The following is a 20,518-nucleotide window of genomic DNA, read 5'->3' on the forward strand; positions in this document are numbered from 1 at the left end:
GTCTGCAATAATTCTACAATAAAATAAACTGTAAAATTAATTTTCTTAATAACATAGCTAAAAACTATAGTATATTAGCTGTGCTTTGATTATAAAATATATAAATTATGCAGACTGATAACACAACAAAAATTGGCTTTTGGAGTCAAAAAAGAACAATAGTTGCGTTAGCAATAAGCTTGCTAGCATTAGCTGAAATTGTTGACTTAACAATCGTGGTAGTTGCTATTCCTCAAATCATGGGGGCAATAGGAGCAAATGTTGAAACTATTGCCGATGTAACTACGGTATATATTGTTACCGCTGCAATTTTTATACTATTATCGGGTTTAATTATAGAAAAATATGGCATTAAAAGAGTTGCTTTAGTTTCATCTGTAATTTTTGGTATATCATCTATTATGTGTGGTTTATCAACATCTCTAGCAGAAATGATTGTATTTAGAGCCTTTCAAGGTATGGGAGGAGCATTTTTACCATCAATAGCTCAAACATACATCTCTACAAATTTTAGAAATGAAGAATACAATAAAATGATGACTGTATATAGCATGGTTATCGTTATGGGTCCGATTATTGGGCCTGTACTTGGTGGTGCTATTTGTGAAAACATGTCATGGGAATGGATTTTCTATGTAAACGTACCTCTTTGTATAGTTGCTTTTGTGATCATTTTCTTCATGATGGATGCAACTAAAATTAAAAAAATCAAAATAGACTATATCAGTTTTGGCTTTATGGCTATTGGTGTTGGATGTCTAGAACTTTTTATTGATAATGGAAATACTAATGATTGGTTCTCTTCTATAGAAATGATTATACTTTTGAGTATATCTATTGTTTCACTAGGATTTTTTATTTGGAGAGGTTTAATATATTCTTCCGTAGTAAAATTTAGAATATTTAAAAATTTCAACTTTATCCTAGCATGTTTTTTATGTTTTATGTTTGTATTATTGTTTTCTGCTGCTATGGCATACTTACCAACAATGCTACAACAAGTATATGGTTATCCTGTTGATTTAGCAGGTTATATTACTGCTCCTAGAGGAGTTGCTGCAATTTTTGGCGCTGTAATAACTCAAAACTTCTTAGTAAAAAAACTAGGTATTAGAACTACTATCAGCTTAGGAATGCTTACATTTGGAGCATCTTGTCTAATGCAAGCAAGCTTCTCACCGACAGCAAGTGAGTTTGGCATAGTCTTAACTACCGCTATTCAAGGACCTGGAATAATGATGTTTTTTGTTCCATTTATGAGCGTACTTGTAGTTGGAGTAGCTGATGAAGATATGGGAGATATGTCTGGTTCTTTTAACTTTTTCAGGAATTTTGGTAGTTCCGTGGGTACTGCTTTTGTGGCGACTTTTATATCAAGAAATCAACAAACTACATATCAAGAATTATCACAAAATATTTCATATATGAATAATAGCTTTCAAGCTTGGACAAATACATTACCGATCGCAAATAATACAGAGGCCATAGCTATAGCAAAACAACAAGTACTGCATCAAAGCAGTTTATTAAGCTACGTTAACTCTTTTTATGTTGTAGGTATTCTTAGCCTCTTATTAGCTATAGTACCATTTTTATTAAAAGAACCTCCTAAAGACGCTGCTGTTCAAGCAATGCATTAATTTTATTATAGGAATAATTTAAAATGACAGAAGAAAAAATACTTGATACTCAGATACCGGAAAAAAAGCAAGAACAGAATGTGAAAAAAGAATCAAAATTTTCACCTAAGAAAATAGCTATTGGACTTGGTATAATTACTTTAACAACACTTAGTATCTATGGATACTATAAATATAATAAAGTTTTTCCAAATACTGATAATGCATATGTAAATGCTGATGTAATTAACATATCACCTAAGGTTGGTGGATATATTGAAAAAGTTTATGTACAAAACAACCAGTATGTACATGAAGGCGATAAGCTAGTACAAATAGATCCTAAAGACTATCAACTACAAGTTGCAAATGCAAACGCAAAAATTATTCAAGCTAAAGGGCAATTAGCTGTAGCCCAGGAGCAAGTAAGTGTTGCAAAATCAAATCTCACCAAAGCTCAATCATCGCTTGATACAGCTACAAGTATGGCTGATAGATATATAAAACTCTATAAAGAAGATGCAGGATCTCTACAAGATGCTCAAAAATACATAAATCAAAAAATACAAGCAGAAAAAGCTAAGGATGAAGCATATTCATCTCTGAAACAAGCTCTTGTACAAGTAGAAATAGCAAAAGCTCAAGTTGGTGCTGCAAAAGTTGGATACGATAATGCTAGTCTAAATCTAAGCTATACAACTCTTATTGCTCCAGACGATGGTTATGTTTCAAACCTAAAAATATATAAAGGGCAACTTGTTTCTACTGGACAACCATTATTTGGTTTCATTGATAACAAAACGTGGTGGATAGATGCCAACTTTAAAGAAACTGATCTTGATAGAATCAAACCTGGACAATCAGTAAAAATTGAACTAGATATGTATAGTCATACTTATACAGGTACGGTGAATAGTATTAGCTACGCAACTGGTTCGGTATTTTCACTGCTGCCACCTGAAAATGCCTCTGGTAACTGGGTTAAAGTTACGCAACGCTTTCCAGTAAAAATAGTACTAAAAAATGACACTAAATATCCTTTGAGGGTTGGTGCCAGTACAATAGTAAAAGTAGATACTTTATAGGTGACTACTATGATTAAAAATAAAATTATTTCATCAGTATTGATTACAACGACATTCTTAATATCTAGTTGTAGCTTTTTCGATCCGAAATATGAAAGACCTGAAGTTAAAGCACCAGCTCTATGGAATAGCCAAGATAAGAATGTCGAAATAACGAAAAACTGGAATCTTACAAAAATTGCATGGTGGAGAGAGTTTCACGATCCAATATTAAATAACCTTATAACCACAGCACTAAAAGATAACAATAAATTACAAGTTTCTATAGGAAATATCCTCCAAGCTAATGCAGAAATAAATAAAGCTAACTATGGTTGGTTACCTACAACAAGTGTTGGAGGTGGTGGATTTGTAGCTCAAGCTTTTGATATTAATTCAAATTCAAGCATACCTCAACTTAACAATGTTGGCACCCAAACTGCTGATGGCTCTTTAGTAGGTATAATCCCTAGTTATACAATAAATATTGCTAGACAGTTTAAATTAGGAGAAATTTCTAGATTAAGCAAAAAGATGCAAGTCAACCTTAAAAACACTACTAGACTATCAATCATAAGTCAGGTTAGTGCAGCATATTTCTCATTAATTGCAGCTCAAGAACAATTAAAATTACAAACTCAAATGGTTAATCAACTTGAGTTACTTTTCTATTATGCTAAAAATCAACATAAACTTGGGGCAACATCTCCAATGTTAGAAGAGGTTATCAGACAACAGCTTGAAGCTCAAAAAGGGAAAGTGGATATGATCAAGAATAATATAGTCCATTTCCAAAACACTCTCAAAATATTAATGGGAAGAAATCCCGGTAAGATAGTAACATCAAGAATGCTAAATGATATAGATGCTGATGTTAAGGTGCCTGTTAATATGCCTTCCCAAGTATTAGAAAATAGACCCGATGTAGCTATTGCTGAATATAAGTTACAAACAGCTAATGCAAATATAGGTTTAGCTCGATCTCAATTCTTCCCGAGCATAGATCTAACAGGAACTTTTGGAAACGCAACCCTTGCTCTTGGAGAGCTTGCAACCATGAATGCTTGGGCATGGGCAGCTGAAGCTGTAACAGCTGTACCAATATTTAATTTGAGCATTCTTGCAGATAGTGATAAAGCTAAAGCACAATTCTACCAAGCATATTATGACTATATTAGTACTCTACAAAAAGCATTCCAAGATGTTGATGATACTCTATCTGAAAGATCTGCAAATGAAAAAAATTATACGAAACAAACAGTTTCTCTGAAATCAACAGAAAGACAAGAAAGTATATTCTCTAAAAAGTATAGTTCTGGCGCTATTAGCAAAGCACAGTATACAGATATTACTCTTAATGTACTTTATCAACAAATGCAGGTAAATCAAGCAAAGCTAAAATCTTTGATAAGTATTGTCAATCTATACCAAGCTCTAGGTGCTGGTTACAATGTTGATAACTACATAGATCCTCATTATGATAACCCTGCTTTTGATAAGTAGTGACCTTTCAATAACCTAAACACATTATCTTAGTAATAAATAATTTGTTGTTATGATAAAATCTCTCAAAATTAAAATCTTAGTTAAAGGCAATCTAATATGAAAATAATAAAAAATTTCATTGCAAAAGAGTATTCTAAAAAATTAATAGAATGGTTAAAAAAAATTTGTATAAACTATCCTGCTGAAGGTTTTGTGATTGGCATTAGTGGTGGCATAGATTCAGCAGTAGCAGCATCTTTAGCAGTTAAAACTGGATTACCTACAACAGCACTAATACTACCATCAAAAAATAATCAAGATCAAGATATGAAAGATGGACTAGAGCTCATTAAAAATCTTGATATAGAACATCATATTGTTCCAATACAACCTGCTTATGATACATTTATAGAGTCCACTTTTAACTTCACAAACGCACAAAATAACCGCCAACATGTCATCAAAGGTAATGCTCAAGCTCGTCTTAGAATGATGTATTTATATGCATATGCTCAACAAAATAACAGAATTGTCATAGGCACAGATAATGCCTGCGAATGGTATATGGGTTACTTTACAAAATTTGGTGATGGTGCAGCAGATATACTACCTCTTGTTAATCTTAAAAAATCACAAGTCTTCGAGTTAGGCAAATATCTCAAAGTTCCACAAAATATTATAGATAAAGCTCCATCTGCAGGTCTATGGCAAGGCCAGACTGATGAAGATGAAATGGGGGTCTCATACAAAGAAATTGATGATTTCCTAGATGGTAAAGAAGTCTCAGAGAAAGCACTTGAAAGAATAAACTTCTGGCATAATCGTAGTCATCACAAAAGATCTATAGCTTTTACCCCAGACTTTTGATAAAACTCTCAAAATTATATTTGACTATAATTAAAAATCCAATATATCATAACTAAAAAGAATCAACTAGAAATCATAATGAAAAAGCTATTTATAATATCTCCTTTTTTACTGTTGCTTGTTGCTTGTGCTCACTTAGGCAATAGTGACAAAATGACAGAGCTCTATATTGATAAGAAAGCTCCTGATATTCAAGATATAAATTTCAATAAATCAGGTACTCTTCCAGCAAATGTAGAAAATCAAAGTTATCACAACATTATAACTTCTCTCTGCAATAACTAATTGTAGTGTTTTTGACTATGGTAGTAAAAAAATTGATGAACCAGGAAAAAATCAAATATTTATAGGTGATGCATGCGATTGGGACATTGTTAAAATTAATTGTCGCAAAAATCATGGCGAAGGTAAAACTGGCGAGAAATATAACCTAGAAATTAAAGTGTTTGCAGATGGTACTACATACTATGCTTCAACAGAAGTTGTACATGGCTAATATTCTTAAATAATTCTCTTATGAAATCCTTTAAACAATGGCTTTTTATTATAACTATAGTTGTATCAGTAATAGGCGTAACTCCTTTTAGCTTCCTAGAACATCAATCTCAGTTAGAACGAAAAGATTATACAATAACAATAACATTTCTTGGAGAAAATTATTCGCAAATAGCTCGTACAGGAACAGCCAAATTAACACATATCTCATGGGAAACAAATTCAAAAGGAATTATATTTAAATGCCAAAATGAATATGCTTTTCCAAGCTCCTCTAAAAAAGAAATCTCTCCAGACTCAATACAGATGATTTCATCAGAACATCATTTTAATAAAAAAAGCATTACCATTATAACTACAATAGGGGAAATTATTTCAGATGATGATCAATTACCTAGTCATCTATGGATAGCTAGAAACAAACTAACATTAGAAGTAGACTGCATACCTATAAAAGAGATAGATTCATTTAAATAATTATAAATATTTACTCAAAAAATTTCTTGGCATAATCTTTAACATTATCAAACCAAGTTTTACTCTTAGGTGAATGTTTACTTTGATAATCCTCACCTAAACTATCTGCGAACTTTTCTAATAGCTCCTTCTGTTCAGAGTTTAGATTAATAGGAGTTTCAACAACTACTTTACAAAGTAGATCCCCTCTTCTTTGAACTCTGAGAGATTTCATTCCTCTTTCTCTTAAGCGAAATACTTTACCAGTCTGAGTTTCTGGTACAACTTTAAGTACCACCCCACCATCAAGAGTTGGAACCTTTATTTCACCACCTAGACAAGCTTTTGTGAAACTAATTGGCATTTCACAATATAGGTTTATATCTCTTCTTTCAAAGATTTTATGATCCTTGACTAAAATTTGGACATACAAGTCGCCATTCATTGAACCGTTAGATCCTGAATCACCTTCACCCTGTAACCTAATTCTATCACCGTTATCAACACCTTCAGGTATCTTAACCTTGATAGTTTTTTGTTTCTTAACTTTACCACCGCCATAACAATCATCGCAAGGATCAGCAATACTTGAACCTGTACCATTACATACAGGGCAAGTTTGCTCAAAAGCGAAGAAACCTTGCTGTCTTCTAATTGTTCCTTGTCCATGACAAGCATGACATGTTGTTTTAGTTTTTGACTTAGAGCCTGTACCATCACAACTATCACAAGATTCCATTCTTGGTATATTTATCTCTTTTTCAACACCAAAAAAAGCCTCTTCTAAAGAAATCTCGATAGTATATTCTAGATCACTACCTCTAGATGCTCTAGACCTACCAGATCCACGTGAAGCACCTCCAAAGAATGTATCAAAAATATCTTCAAAACCTCCAAAGCCACCTGCACCACCAGCCCCGCCTTGCTGATTAACTCCTGCATGACCAAACTGATCATACCTAGATCTTTTAGTATCATCACTTAGTATTTCATAAGCTTCGGAGATCTCTTTGAATTTTATTTCTACTTCTTTATCATCAGGATTACGATCTGGATGGTATTTCATCGCAAGCTTTCTATAAGCCCTTTTAATCTCAACACCTGAGGCTGTTTTAGATACATTTAAAATTTCATAATAGCATTTCTGTTGCATTTTACCTAACCTAAAAATTTTGGACTGACTATTATAACAAAAAGAAAAGTGTGGATAAACCACACTTTGTTGACTTATTCAGATTTTATTTATTTTTTATCATCTTCAACATCTTCAAAGTCTGCATCGACAACGTCATCATCTTTTTTTGGCTCTTCAGCTTGAGCACCACCTTGAGCACCTGCAGCTTGAGCTTGTTCAGCATATGCCTTTTGAGCAATTGGCGAGAACACTTCTTCTAGAGCTTTTGTTTTAGCATCAATTGCTTCTTTATCATCACCTTTCACTACAGATTCTAGATCTTTACAAGCTTCTTCTACTTTCTCTTTTTCTTCTGCGGTTACTTTATCGCCTAACTCAGCTATAGCCTTTCTAGAGCTATGTATTAAGTTATCCGCTGTATTTCTTGCAGATACTAACTCATGGAACTTTTTATCTGACTCAGCATTAGCTTCCGCATCTTGTACCATTTTTTCGATATCTTCTTCAGATATACCGCTAGATGACTTAATCACAATATTTTGCTCTTTGCCAGTAGCTTTATCTTTAGCAGATACATTTAAGATACCATTAGCATCTATATCAAATGTAACCTCAATTTGTGGCATACCACGCGGTGATGGTGGAATATCCGCCAAATCAAATCTACCTAAAGATTTATTTGCGGAAACCATTTCACGTTCACCTTGAAGTACATGAATAGTAACTGCTGGTTGGTTATCTTCCGCTGTTGAGAATACTTGTGATTTTTTAGTAGGAATCGTAGTATTTCTCTCGATAAGCTTAGTCATAACACCACCCATAGTCTCAATACCTAAAGAAAGTGGTGTCACATCTAGTAAAAGTACATCTTTTACATCACCTGCTAATACACCACCTTGAATAGCTGCTCCAACTGCTACGGCTTCATCAGGGTTTACATCTTTACGTGGCTCTTTACCAAAGAACTCTTTTACTTTTTCTTGTACTAGAGGCATACGCGTTTGTCCACCTACTAACAGTACTTCCGTAATATCAGACTTGCTTAAACCGGCATCTTCAAGAGCTTTTTTACAAGGCTCTAAAGATCTAGCTACTAAATCACCAACTAAAGATTCAAATTTAGCTCTAGTGATTTTAATATTTAAATGCTTAGGTCCTGTAGCATCAGCCGTAATATATGGTAAGTTCACATCAGTTTGCTGAGCTGAAGATAACTCTACTTTAGCTTTTTCAGCTGCTTCTCTAACTCTTTGCAGAGCTAACTTATCATTATGAAGATCTATGCCTTGCTCTTTTTTGAACTCATCTATTAAGTAGTCCATTAAAGCTAAGTCAAAATCTTCACCTCCCAAGAATGTATCACCATTTGTAGATAACACTTCGATTTGGCTATCACCGTCGACATCAGCAATTTCAATAATGGAGATATCAAAAGTACCACCACCCAAGTCATATACTGCTACTGTTTGCTCACCTTTTTTAGAGTCAACACCGTAAGCTAATGCTGCAGCTGTAGGCTCGTTGATGATTCTTTTAACATCAAGACCTGCAATCTTACCGGCATCTTTTGTTGCTTGTCTTTGACTATCATTAAAATAAGCAGGAACTGTAATTACAGCTTCTGTAACTGGTTCACCCAAGAACTCTTCTGCTGTCTTTTTCATTTTTCTTAAGATTTCAGCAGATACTTGTGGTGGAGCCATTTTCTTACCATCCTTAGTAGCAACCCAAGCATCACCATTATCAGCTTTAACTACCGCATAAGGCACTTTCTTTTTAATGTCATCTTGAACAGCTTTATCATCATACTTGCGACCTATCAGTCTCTTGACAGCAAAGAATGTATTATCAGAGTTAGTTACCGCCTGTCTTTTAGCTGCCTGACCTACTAATATTTCACCACTATCAGTATATGCAACAACTGAAGGTGTAGTTCTATGACCTTCAGCATTTTCTATAACTTTAGCACTCTTACCATCCATGATAGCAAGACAAGAGTTAGTAGTACCTAAATCTATTCCTATAATTTTTCCCATGAAATTCTCCTGTATTATTTTAATTTTAAACTTTTCCTTTCAATCTCGACTTATAGATGGGTATCTCTATTAGCTTTTCAAGTATTTTTTTAATTTTTTACTATAACTACTTTAGCGGCTCTAACCACACGACCATTTAGCATATAACCTTTCTGAAATACATCAAAAATAATATTATCTTCAAGTTCTGGGTTAGGGATCATAGCCATTGCTTCATGAATATTTGGATCAAACTTCTCACCTTTTGGATCTAACTCTTCTAGACCATTTTTCTTAAGTGTATCTACAAGCATTTTAGAAGTTAATTCTATACCTTCCTTCATAGCGATAGCTTCTTCAAGCTTTACTTCATGCTTTAATGCTTGCTCAATACTATCAATTATCGGCAAAAGCTCTTTGGCAAATTTTTCTACACCAAACTTGCGCGCATTAGAAACATCCCTTTCTGCTCTTTTACGAATATTCTCCATCTCTGCCCTAGCTCTTAGAGCTTCATCTTTAAAAGAGTCACAAGTTTCTTCTAATTCTTTGATTGCATCTTTTGCTCTTTCTAATTGTTCTTTTATAGATAATTCTTCTATAGCTTTACTAATAGACTCTTGACCTATCTCTTGTTCATTATCTAAGGCTTGATCTTCAATATTATTTTTTTCTTCTTTACCCATAAAACAACCTTTTATTTTAATCTTGTTAATACTACAATTTATTAGATGTTTTATACATAGTGATTGTTTTTGTATTTTCAAGAAATTATTGGCATTTTTTTATATGAATATTAGAGAAATAAAAGAGAATTTAAAAAAAATAAGCTTTATAGCACTTTTTATTCTTATAAGTAGCTGCACAAATGTAACTGCTCAACGCTATTTATCAAAAAAATATTCAGATAAAGTTGATTATAAAAAAGCTAGTTTCAAAGATCTAAATAATTGGGATACTAGTGATCAACTTACATCTTTTGATACCTTTAAAAAATCGTGTATAAAAATAGTTGATGAAAATAAACCTGAATATGCAAATTGGATAAATATTTGCCATAAGGTAATAGCAGCTAAAATAGAATCAAAAGATCAAGCAAAGACTTTTTTTGAGCAAAATTTAACTCCATACCAGGTAATATATAAGAATAAGGATACAGGAACATTCACAGGATACTACGAACCTACTATAAAAGGCAATCTAGTCAAAACTCTACAATACACTGTGCCTATTTATAGAACTCCCAACGACTTGGTCAAACAACCTAAGGGCGATGATAATTTTTCTTTTGGTAGATATAAAGATGGTAGATTAGTTCCATATTATACGCGTGCAGAAATATCAAATGGTAACCTGCTAACAAAAAAAGACGTATTGGTATGGGTTAAATCAAAAGTTGATAGAACATTCTTGCAAATACAAGGCTCAGGAAGGATCGAAACTGATAGTGGTGATATTTTAGTTGGTTACGATAGTCAAAATGGACATGAGTATAAACCCATAGGAAGATATCTACTTGATAATGGCTATATGAGCAGAGATCAAATGTCAATGCAAGCAATTAAAGCTTGGTTAAACAAAAATAAAGACAAAATAGATGATGTTCTGAATTATGATCCCTCTTTTGTATTCTTTAGATATGTAGATCGCAAAAATGCAGTTGGCGCTCAAGATGTTGAATTAACCCCTAGTTATTCCTTGGCTATTGATGACAGATACTATCTATATGGAGTTCCTCTTTGGCTAGAAACCGATTACTACGAAGATAATCATCATGACACTAAACCACTTGATCGATTAATGATAGCTCAAGATACGGGAGGTGCGATTCGAGGACCTATTCGAGGTGATGTATTCTGGGGACATGGCCAACAAGCTGAATTCAACGCTGGACATATGAATAATCAAGGTAAACTATGGATTCTGTTACCAAATGAATAACCATAAACATTTTAACACTATTATTATTGGTGCGGGAATCTCTGGCATATCCCTAGCACAAAAACTATCTCAAACAAATATAGACTACTGTCTATTTGAACCAAATAAAATCGGAGGATGTATAAACTCCCCAAAATATAAAGATTTTTGGTTTGAAATGGGTGCGCATACGATATATAACTCTTACAACGAAACTATAGACTATATCCGCAACAACTCTCTCGAGCAAAACATCCAACCAAGAAGAAAAGCCCCATTCCTATTTGTACAACCTAACAACAAAATTCAAAGTATTTTTACTAATATAAATCCTTTTACAGCTGCTTTTAGTTTCTTAAAGAATAGAAATATCTCAAAAAAAGATAAAACAGTTAGCGAATATGCAACAAAGCTATTTGGCAAAAAAAATTACGACCGAACATTAAAATTTTGTTTTGATGCTGTGCTATCTCAAAATAGCCAAAGCTTCCCCATGGAATACTTATTTAAAAAATATGATAGAGATACCTCTCTACCTCGAAGTTTTACATTCAAAGATGGTTTGTCTAAACTATTTACCAATCGAAAACAAAGTGTTATCAAAGAAAAAGTTATCAATATTTCAAAGCAAGACAAATGGATAATTGAAACAGACCATGCCAATTATCACTGTGAGAGTTTATGTATTGCAACACCATGGAATATAACGGAGTCTTTGCTAGAAGATATACTACCAAATATAGCAAAACATCAATATAGACCTGCGATGTCAAATCTAATAAGTATAGGAATTGTTACTAGTAAAAAAAGCTTGAAACATATTAAAAACTTAGCTGGATTAATTGGTAAAGACCAGTTCTTTTACTCAGCTGTCTCTCGTGATGTTGTTGATAATCCAAGCTATAGAGCTATAGCATTTCATTGTAAAGATAATTATTCTCAAAAAGAGTTAATGCATAAAATAACAAAGCTTTTGAGTATAACTGAGGAGGATATTCTTCATACCTATATAAAACAAAACACATTACCCTGCTATCATCGTAATCATCATATTTTCCTACAAGATTTAGAAAAAGAGCTTTTAGAAATACCTAACTTATATATTACTGGTAATTTTTTTGATAGATTAGCAATTGAAAACTGTATTAGAAGATCAAGCAAAGAAGCCAGTAGACTAATCAAATCTCTCTAAATAAACTGGCTCAAATATACTTAATTCTAAGAGCATAATTCAATGATAAAAACTATTGCAGTTAATAACTACCCTCATTACTAAATCTAGTAATACCTCTATCGCAACTAAATATTATAACAGGTGCTAATGCAAGCGGTAAGTCAAATCTTTATAAAGCTTTGAGACTACTAGCAGAAACAACTCAAGGTGGTGGGGTAAACTCACTTGCTAAAGAAAGTGGGCTAACCACAACATTCTGGGCAGGCCCTGAAAAAATTTCCAAAGAAATGCGTGAGGGTAAAGCTCCAATACAAGGAGGATCTAAACAAAAAGAGCCTCGTCTACGCCTAGGATTTAGTGATGAAACATTTGGCTATACGATTTCTCTCGGCTATCCCGGCCCGCTAACTACAACTTCTTTTTCTCTAGATGCTGAAATCAAGCGTGAAACAATTTGGGCGGGCGAAGCCTATAAACATCCAAGCGCTCTAGTTGATAGAGATAGTCATATTATAAAAGTCCGAGAGCAAAGACAATGGCAGGTCATCGAGCAACACTGTCCTAACTATGAAAGTATTTTTACTCAAGCTTCGTATATAGATAAAACATCCGAAATTGTAGGCCTGCGTGAGAAAATCAAACAATGGCGTTTTTATGATCATTTTCGCACAGATATTGACGCTCCAGCACGAGCTAATCAATTAGGTACTCTTACAACAGTACTAAGTCATGATGGCCACGATCTTGCTTCAGCATTACAGACAATTATTGATATTGGTGACCGCCAAGCCTTAAATGAAGCTATTGAAGATGCTTTCCCAGGTAGTAGTCTAAATATCAAAAAACATTCTGATTGGCAATTCATCACAGAACTAAGTCAACATGGGCTATTACGCCCATTATCAGCTCGTGAATTCTCTGATGGAACGTTGCGATACTTATTGTTAGCAGCTGCTCTATTTACCCCAAGACCTCCTGAACTTATGGTTCTAAACGAGCCTAAGACAAGCCTACATTCTGACTTGATAACACCGCTTGCAAGATTGATTGCTAAAGCATCTACTAAAACTCAAATTTGGGTTATCTCACACTCTAAAGAACTGATAAAATGTCTACAACAACTACCAAACCACAACCTAATTGAGATAGAAAAAGAGCTAAGACAAACAAAAGTTATTGGTCAAAATCTTCTAAATACTCAAAATTGGGGGTGACCAGATACAAAATAGCTCATACTATAAATTTTCTTCATTAATTTTTATTTGCTTATCTTACATAGACAGTGTACTATGTAGACTGCTTAAATTTTTAAAGTACGGCGAGCTGTATAGGTTTGCATGATTAAGAATTTTTTGCAAAAACTGAGTAATTGACAACAATAAATAAAGGAAAAAAGATGAAAACGTTTACTGCAAAACCATCAGATATCAAAAGACAATGGCTTTTGATTGATGCTACAGATAAAACTTTAGGTCGTCTAGCTACTGAAGTAGCAATGATCCTAAGAGGTAAAAACAAACCAGAATATACTCCTTCTATGGACACTGGTGATTATGTTGTTATCATTAATGCTGAAAAAATAGCTGTAACTGGTAACAAAAGAAAAGACAAAATTTACCACCACCACACTGGATATATTGGCGGTATCAAATCAATCTCTTTTGAGAAGCTAATTGCAACTCATCCAGAAAGAGCTATTGAAAAAGCTGTTAAAGGTATGCTTCCTAGAACTCCACTAGGGCGTGCTATGTACAAAAAGTTAAAAGTTTATGCTGGTGAAAATCACCCACATACAGCTCAACAACCTCAAGCTCACAATATTTAATAAAGGATGGTAAAAATGTCAGAATATAATTATGGTACAGGTCGTCGTAAAAGCTCTGTAGCTCGTGTATTTATGAAAAAAGGTACTGGTCAATTTATCGTTAATGGTCTTCCATTAGAGCAGTATTTATGTCGTGAAACAGATTGTATGGTTGTAAAACAGCCTTTAGAATTAACTAACAACACTGAAAACTTTAACTTCAAAGTAACAGTAAAAGGTGGTGGTACTACTGGTCAAGCTGGTGCGATACGTTTAGGTGTTACTAGAGCTCTTATCGAGTTTGATGAAGATTTAAAACCTGCTCTTCGTGAAGCAGGCTTCGTGACTCGTGATTCACGTAAAGTTGAGCGTAAGAAGTTTGGTCTTAGAAAAGCTCGTAGAAGAAGACAGTTCTCTAAGCGTTAATACGTTTTTATTACCTTTCTATTATTCTTTTTATTTTTATCACCAGGAGGATAAAATCTTGTTATTATATATAAAAAAGGATGATATCTATAGCGACATAGTTTGTATGATTCTTCTTATCAAAGGAGCTAATGCGAAGATTATAGATGTTTCTAAAGAAGAAAACTCAAAACACTTAGAAGAACTAAATATAATAACACCTAATGGCAATATTCCTACGCTTAGTACTGATGATTTTGCTGTTTATAGACTAAGTGTTATTATAGAAGCTATAGAAGATTTGTATCCTTTTCCTCCAATGTTCCCAGTTTTTCCAAAGCAAAGAGCTAATGCAAGAATATTATTAGAATATGTTAATAAAACATTTCTACAAAATATCATAAAATTGCAAGACTCAAATTTAACAGAAGAAGAAGCATCTGAGATAAAAGTGAAAATGCAAAAAGATATTATTAGCACTTATAAGACTATTGTCAGTGAAAGAGAGGTAAATGCAGAAAGCAATCCAGATGCACAAAACATTAATGTTTTAACTCTTATTATAACTTTTGTTTTTTATTACTTTATTAAGCTTAAGATTTCAATTCCTACGAAAGATAAGAACATTATCAAAGAAATCAAAGAACTTTTGAGTGAAGCTAATTTTATAAAAACGATTAAAGCACAAGGAGCTTGATATGGCTATGCTTAGAGCATATGTAGTCAAAGCTACATACAACTGGCTAGTTGATCACGGATTTACACCATATATTTTGGTTGATACTGAGTATGAAGGTGTAGTCGTACCTAACAACTATATTGATGAAGATAACAAAATACTACTAGACTTGTCTCCTCAAGCTATACAGAACTTAGATATTGATGATAACTATATTAGCTTCGATGCTACTTTTGATGGTGAACCAATATCCATTAATATTCCTATAGAATCTGTTTTAGAAGTTTTCTCTAAAGAAACTGAACAAGGAATGTATGCTCGTGAATTCGGTTACGGAATCAATATTAATGAAGGTGAAGATGATGAAGCCGTTAATCCTAAAAAATTAGGCGAAGCAAACTCAGACAATGTTCTTTCTCTAGATTAATCTTTTCTTTTATCATTATCTACTATACGCTCTAGATTACTAATTATCTCATCTAAGTTGCTTAGTGAAAATATCTAAATCTTTATTATCGATATGTCCTAAAGATTTTTGCCAATTTATATTTATAAAATCTTGAGTCCTAACTGAAAACTCCTTTCCTAACCGTGTTAAAGTAAAACGTACAACTCTCTTATCTTGTGAGTCAATTTAGCGTTGCAATAATTTTTTAGATACTAAACTGTTAATAGCTCTAGTAATACTCTGAGGCTCACATCTCATATAATTAGAAATATCAGATTTCGAAGGTCCATTTAGTCCCAAAGCAGCTAATAAAACAATAGCCTCAGTGTAAGTAAAATTTGTTTTTTCTAAATAGTTCATGAATATTTTATACCATAGGGCATTAATTCTTCTCCATTGCTAATTTAAACTTGTAAATTTATATAATGACATAAAAGAATATATTTTTTACTTACAATTATATGGAGCATCGCGTTATATTTCAACCAATGATAATATGTCTTTCGTAATTATCTAACTAGTCTTAAAATAAGATCACATTAAATCAAAAACAAATCTTACTTGACAAAGCTATCATGCAACAGAAATCACCTTTTTTATAAAAAATATTGATGGCAAATATATTTATATAAATCATCAAGCAGCCGCATTAGCAGACTTAACTCTAGAAGATTTTATTGATTTTGATGACTCAGAAATTTTTGGGGCTGAAATTGGGGCTATATATCGAAAAAAAGATCAAGATATTATTGCTGGTAAAGATGTTAATCCTATTAATATTTTCACTGATAAAAAAGGTGTTACAAGAGCATATTTCATATTAAGACAACCTATCTATAATAAGGATAAAGTTATCGGAGTATCTGGAATTAGAGCTGACATAACTAACTTCATAGATAAGATTGTAGCAATCAAAATTTAGCTTATATGACAAAAAATATTTTCACAGATAAAAGAAGCTATATTTTGCTTCGACAATTACAGCTTCTATATTTTTTTCTAGCTTAAGCGCATCTTACCTTTACAATCATAAAACTCTACTTATGATTTGGGCTTTTGTTTTTGGAATATTTCTACCTTTTTATCGCTTTGGAAATACTAAGCTTGAACAAATCAAAAGCCTAACTACAAATACAATTCTAGCTCTAATAATGATGCTTCTAGCATCTTTTGTTAGTTTGATAAATTCACCAATATTGCAAGAACTAGCTCGTGGAATTTTAGTTTTTTGTTGTCTATGTTCACAACGATATTTCAATGGTGGACGTATTTTAATCATATTCTTGATAGTATATATACTACTTTTTTTCTATCTTGATCCAATTCTATATGAGAATACCCTATTACCTTCTCTTAATTCCTGCCTAACTGGACTACTAATAGGCTTCATATCAACTTCATTATTTACAATAATTATGCCAAGTGTTGATATCAAAACTACTACTATTAATAAGGGCTCATTTGTTTTTAAACAAGCTATTATTACTGTCCTTATAGTCTCTGTTTATATAACTGCTAGATTTATACATATAACCAATCCTGCTTGGATTTGCTATTCTATAGTTATAGTATCTACAGGAAATTATATAATATCGATAAGAACATCTCTGCATCGATTAATTGGCACTCTCATTGGAGCTGCTATAGGCATTGTATTATCACACTTTATTTTTGATAAGTATCCGTTAGCAATATACTTTTGCTTCATTTTCATTTTTCTTACATATTTTATGATTAATCATAATTATGGAGTTGGCATTGTTTTTGCAACAATTTGGTTAATTGCAGTATTTTATTTTCTCAAATCAGATATGACAGTAATCAGGTTTACTATAGCACAAATTTTTGACACTCTAATAGGTATAGGTCTTAGAATATTTGCTGAATTCATACTACTTAAGAAACTCAGAAACGATAAACTATAATTTTTTTTAAATATCCTAATACCACAGGTAAATACCCAATCATAAAACTCAAAGGTATACACACAGTTGCCCAATAGAAAACAAAATCATCTTGATTAAAAACAAAATAACAACATAAAGCACTTATTACACCTATAACAGTACTTAGAATAGCTCCTAATAAATTAGTCTTACTACCATAAAAGCCATATAGTAAACTAAATGCTAAGGCAGCTATAGGAATATTGAAAAGTAACATTTTATCAAGAACCTGATCTATAAAAGTATTGGCAAGTATATAGCTAAAAATTGCAATAATAATTACGGTAAGGATATTTTTCTGCTCGCTTTTATTATCTTGAAAATGTACAGAACACATCGATGCCATAGTATTCCATAATGCTGCTATAGTTGTTAAAGCTATCATAAACATCATAAGATAAAATATCACTAACATAGGTTTACTAAAGAGATTTCGTACAATATATGAAAAGGCTTCGTCAGGATTGGTGGAACTAATCACACCTGCATATTTAGCCGTAGTATAGACAGCTATCAGATAAATCAAACTCACAATAAATGATGTAATCAGCACTGCATAAAATGCTACTTTCTTAGATTTAGCAGCAAATATTTTTTGTCCATACCATGGTGAAAGTATGTATGTAAATGCTGTAAGAATTGCTAGAGATATAGAAAAAGAAAATGGTAAGGTTAGTATTTGTGCATTATTAATACATCCAAATGCAGAAGCATCAGCATTATATACTGAATACCCTAAATATATAAGTAGAACTATAGATAATAAAAAGCTCAATTTATCTATTTTCACTATCACTAGTAGTCCATCTCTTATGGTAAATAACAACATTACACTACAAGCTACCCCACTTATTAACCAATGATTATAAGCAGGAAAAACCTCTTGTAGATAAATTGTAGTAGAATATATAAAATTAGCTCCAAATCCTGTCATTGCAGTTAATAAACATAATGCTACTACCAATCCAAATACTGGATTATAACGTTGAGAAAAAAATTCAGAAACACTGATTGCATCAAAGTTTTTCCACTTTTTAGCGACACTAAAAGAATAAAATAATAATCCAACTAAAAACACAATTCCTAGAGATAGTGCTGAGAATCCATATACATATCCCAAGCTCGAGAAACCTATCAGAGTTGATACATTTAGCTCCGTCATTACAAGAGTAGCTGTAAGTGCAAAAAGTCCTAAACTCTTTCCTGCTGTATAGTAATTTTCAGAGTTATTCATTTATAACAATAGTTGAATTGGTTTATAGCTTTTTCTATGGATATCTAATACACCATATTTTCTTATATTTTTAAGATGCTCTTTTGTTGGATAACCTTTATGCTTGGCAAAACCATATTGCGGATATAATCTATCATGCTCAAGACAAATATTATCTCTATGTACTTTTGCTAATATCGAAGCTGCTGATATTTCTTGAATTTTTGAATCACCTTTCACAATAGCTTCTGAATTATAATCCCAGTCTGGTAATTTATTACCATCAACCAGCACTTTATCAAATTGTTTTTTTAAATTATCTGCAACTTGATTCATAGCTTTGAGCGTTGCTTGAAGAATATTTAATTCATCAATTTGCTGAGGTGAAACTTCAACTATTGTATATGCTTTTGCATGAGCAATTATTTGTTTATATAGTGATTGACGTTTTTTTTCTGTTAATTTTTTAGAGTCTGTAAGACCATCAATAATTTTTTCAGGATCTAATATTACTCCAGCTGCAACTACAGGTCCTGATAATGGTCCACACCCTGCTTCATCTATACCAAGTATAATCATTTTAACTTATCCAAATTATCCAATGATGTCAAAAACCCCCTCAAAATATTAACCTCTTGACTCTCTAATTTAGATCTTTGAAAAAGTCTGCGTACTTTATCCATCACATGGCCAGGTTTCTCTTTATCCAAAAATCTAGATCGAAGCATACTATTTTCAAAATGTTGATATAACCCTTGTAACTCTTTGACAGAAGCTTTCTTATGCAGATGATTATATTCAGGCACTTCTTTTAAATCACTAATCTCAACAGCTTGCTTATAAATCTCATAAGCTACTAGTTGTACTGCTTGAGCTAGATTAAGTGAAGTATATCCTTCATTTGACGGAATATACGCATGCACATTACTCATCAAAAGCTCTTCGTTTAAAAGTCCCTTTCTTTCTCTACCAAATAATATTGCTATTTTTTCATCAGATTTTTGGATTTTATTAAGTATGTTTGTAGCTACTTTGGATATAGGTTCTATAGGCAGAGATACTCTACGCACTCTTGCACTAGTACCTACTACATAATCTATACCGTCAAGCGCTTCTTGAAGATTAGTCACAATCCTAGCACTTTTGACTACTTCTGTAGCATGACATGATAACGCTATAGCTTCATCATCTATACCTTTTTTAGGGTTAACTAGCCATAAATTTGTTAATCCCATATTCAGCATTGCTCTAGCTGTAGAACCTACATTGCCACTATGAGATGGCTCAACTAGAACTATGCGTATATTATCAAATAAATCAGTCATTGTTCGTATTAATAATTAAATTATATAAATCCTCAGAACTTTCAGCTTGTTGGAAATATTGCTGGGTACGATCTTCTTTCAAGTATAGTGCTAATTGCTTTAAAAGCTCCATATGAATAGCAGATATTTTATCAGGAAAAAAAACACCAACTGCTATTTTAATATCATCATCAATGGAGTCATCATAATAACTATTTTTTAATGTGACTATTATCAATCTAGTAGTCATAAGATTTTCAACTCGACAATGAGGAATATAAATATTCTTACCTATATATGTATTACCCATTCTTTCACGTTTATAGATATTTTTTAGAACAAGATCCTCATCTATATCAGGATAATCAGATATTCTATTTGCAAAAAATTCAATCAAACGTTTTTTTGATTCAATATTAAGATTTAAAATTATATCTTTTTTGTTTATTAGAGCTTTTAAGTTCATGAACTAGATAGAAAGGTTATAAG

Annotated in this window: 22 protein-coding genes; 15 read left to right on the plus strand and 7 right to left on the minus strand. The window is 32.5% G+C overall.

The features are described from left to right. Positions 1–107: 107 nt before the first annotated feature. The 6 genes from FNO12_RS06565 to FNO12_RS06590 all read left to right on the plus strand — a co-directional run bounded on the left by FNO12_RS06565 (position 108) and on the right by FNO12_RS06590 (position 6,007). Entirely contained in the window at positions 108–1,640 is a 1,533-nt protein-coding gene (locus FNO12_RS06565; protein WP_014714558.1) for an MDR family MFS transporter, read from the plus strand. A gap of 23 nt (positions 1,641–1,663) precedes the next feature. Next, the gene (locus FNO12_RS06570; protein WP_014714557.1) at positions 1,664–2,704 is read left to right on the plus strand and encodes an HlyD family secretion protein; all 1,041 of its coding nucleotides are present in this window, start codon (positions 1,664–1,666) and stop codon (positions 2,702–2,704) included. A gap of 9 nt (positions 2,705–2,713) precedes the next feature. Next, positions 2,714–4,186, plus strand: a complete 1,473-nt coding sequence (locus FNO12_RS06575) for an efflux transporter outer membrane subunit (RefSeq protein WP_030005689.1) — start codon at positions 2,714–2,716, stop codon at positions 4,184–4,186. A gap of 99 nt (positions 4,187–4,285) precedes the next feature. After that, on the plus strand, positions 4,286–5,035 hold the full coding sequence (gene nadE / locus FNO12_RS06580; RefSeq protein ID WP_014714556.1) for an NAD(+) synthase: 750 nt from the start codon (positions 4,286–4,288) through the stop codon (positions 5,033–5,035). Positions 5,036–5,113: 78 nt separating this feature from the next. After that, the gene (locus tag FNO12_RS10935; protein ID WP_014714555.1) at positions 5,114–5,320 is read left to right on the plus strand and encodes a hypothetical protein; all 207 of its coding nucleotides are present in this window, start codon (positions 5,114–5,116) and stop codon (positions 5,318–5,320) included. 231 nt (positions 5,321–5,551) lie between these two features. Beyond that, entirely contained in the window at positions 5,552–6,007 is a 456-nt protein-coding gene (locus FNO12_RS06590) for a hypothetical protein (protein ID WP_030005690.1), read from the plus strand. A 10-nt stretch (positions 6,008–6,017) separates the two neighbouring features. Here FNO12_RS06590 and dnaJ read toward each other — a convergent pair whose 3' ends face one another. From dnaJ to grpE, 3 genes are all read right to left on the minus strand, one after another. Beyond that, complete coding sequence (gene dnaJ, locus FNO12_RS06595) at positions 6,018–7,139, minus strand: molecular chaperone DnaJ (protein ID WP_014714553.1); 1,122 nt, start codon at positions 7,137–7,139, stop codon at positions 6,018–6,020. Between the two features lie 89 nt (positions 7,140–7,228). Next, complete coding sequence (gene dnaK / locus FNO12_RS06600) at positions 7,229–9,157, minus strand: molecular chaperone DnaK (protein WP_014714552.1); 1,929 nt, start codon at positions 9,155–9,157, stop codon at positions 7,229–7,231. 89 nt (positions 9,158–9,246) lie between these two features. Beyond that, a complete protein-coding gene (gene grpE / locus FNO12_RS06605) occupies positions 9,247–9,822 on the minus strand; it encodes a nucleotide exchange factor GrpE (protein ID WP_014714551.1) in 576 nt (191 codons plus the stop codon). A gap of 103 nt (positions 9,823–9,925) precedes the next feature. On the opposite strand from grpE, the gene mltA reads away from it, so the two are divergent. The 9 genes from mltA to FNO12_RS06655 all read left to right on the plus strand — a co-directional run bounded on the left by mltA (position 9,926) and on the right by FNO12_RS06655 (position 17,491). Further along, positions 9,926–11,077 (plus strand): murein transglycosylase A, encoded by a 1,152-nt coding sequence (gene mltA / locus FNO12_RS06610; protein ID WP_014714550.1) that lies wholly within the window; start codon positions 9,926–9,928, stop codon positions 11,075–11,077. Beyond that, complete coding sequence (locus FNO12_RS06615) at positions 11,070–12,248, plus strand: NAD(P)-binding protein (protein ID WP_030005691.1); 1,179 nt, start codon at positions 11,070–11,072, stop codon at positions 12,246–12,248. The genes mltA and FNO12_RS06615 overlap by 8 nt, the downstream gene beginning before the upstream one ends. A 161-nt stretch (positions 12,249–12,409) precedes the next feature. Continuing rightward, positions 12,410–13,444 carry an AAA family ATPase gene (locus FNO12_RS06620; RefSeq protein WP_014714548.1) on the plus strand — a complete coding sequence of 345 codons (1,035 nt, stop codon included), beginning with the start codon at positions 12,410–12,412 and terminating at the stop codon, positions 13,442–13,444. 182 nt (positions 13,445–13,626) lie between these two features. Continuing rightward, positions 13,627–14,055, plus strand: coding sequence for a 50S ribosomal protein L13 (gene rplM / locus FNO12_RS06625; protein WP_014714547.1), 429 nt, complete (start codon positions 13,627–13,629; stop codon positions 14,053–14,055). 15 nt (positions 14,056–14,070) lie between these two features. Beyond that, positions 14,071–14,460 (plus strand): 30S ribosomal protein S9, encoded by a 390-nt coding sequence (gene rpsI / locus FNO12_RS06630; RefSeq protein WP_041257283.1) that lies wholly within the window; start codon positions 14,071–14,073, stop codon positions 14,458–14,460. 58 nt (positions 14,461–14,518) lie between these two features. Next, positions 14,519–15,136, plus strand: coding sequence for a transcriptional regulator MglA (gene mglA / locus FNO12_RS06635; RefSeq protein WP_030005692.1), 618 nt, complete (start codon positions 14,519–14,521; stop codon positions 15,134–15,136). 1 nt (position 15,137) lies between these two features. Beyond that, on the plus strand, positions 15,138–15,545 hold the full coding sequence (gene mglB / locus FNO12_RS06640) for a transcriptional regulator MglB (RefSeq protein ID WP_014714544.1): 408 nt from the start codon (positions 15,138–15,140) through the stop codon (positions 15,543–15,545). Between the two features lie 649 nt (positions 15,546–16,194). Next, on the plus strand, positions 16,195–16,488 hold the full coding sequence (locus tag FNO12_RS06650) for a diguanylate cyclase (RefSeq protein ID WP_231138634.1): 294 nt from the start codon (positions 16,195–16,197) through the stop codon (positions 16,486–16,488). Between the two features lie 121 nt (positions 16,489–16,609). After that, on the plus strand, positions 16,610–17,491 hold the full coding sequence (locus FNO12_RS06655) for an FUSC family protein (RefSeq protein ID WP_014714542.1): 882 nt from the start codon (positions 16,610–16,612) through the stop codon (positions 17,489–17,491). On the opposite strand, the gene FNO12_RS06660 is transcribed toward FNO12_RS06655, so the two are convergent. From FNO12_RS06660 to FNO12_RS06675, 4 genes are read right to left on the minus strand one after another with little or no spacing between them, the layout of a single operon-like run. Next, the gene (locus FNO12_RS06660; protein WP_030005693.1) at positions 17,472–18,746 is read right to left on the minus strand and encodes a sodium:solute symporter family protein; all 1,275 of its coding nucleotides are present in this window, start codon (positions 18,744–18,746) and stop codon (positions 17,472–17,474) included. The genes FNO12_RS06655 and FNO12_RS06660 overlap by 20 nt on opposite strands. Continuing rightward, entirely contained in the window at positions 18,747–19,304 is a 558-nt protein-coding gene (gene rnhB / locus FNO12_RS06665) for a ribonuclease HII (RefSeq protein WP_030005694.1), read from the minus strand. Beyond that, positions 19,301–20,050, minus strand: a complete 750-nt coding sequence (locus FNO12_RS06670) for an RNA methyltransferase (RefSeq protein WP_014714540.1) — start codon at positions 20,048–20,050, stop codon at positions 19,301–19,303. The genes rnhB and FNO12_RS06670 overlap by 4 nt, the downstream gene beginning before the upstream one ends. Next, entirely contained in the window at positions 20,043–20,495 is a 453-nt protein-coding gene (locus FNO12_RS06675; RefSeq protein WP_014714539.1) for a PTS sugar transporter subunit IIA, read from the minus strand. Before FNO12_RS06675 ends, FNO12_RS06670 begins: the two co-directional genes overlap by 8 nt. Between the last annotated feature and the right edge of the window lie 23 nt (positions 20,496–20,518).

The organism is Francisella orientalis FNO12, from assembly GCF_001042525.2.
In the GTDB taxonomy this organism is placed as follows: Bacteria; Pseudomonadota; Gammaproteobacteria; order Francisellales; family Francisellaceae; genus Francisella; species Francisella orientalis.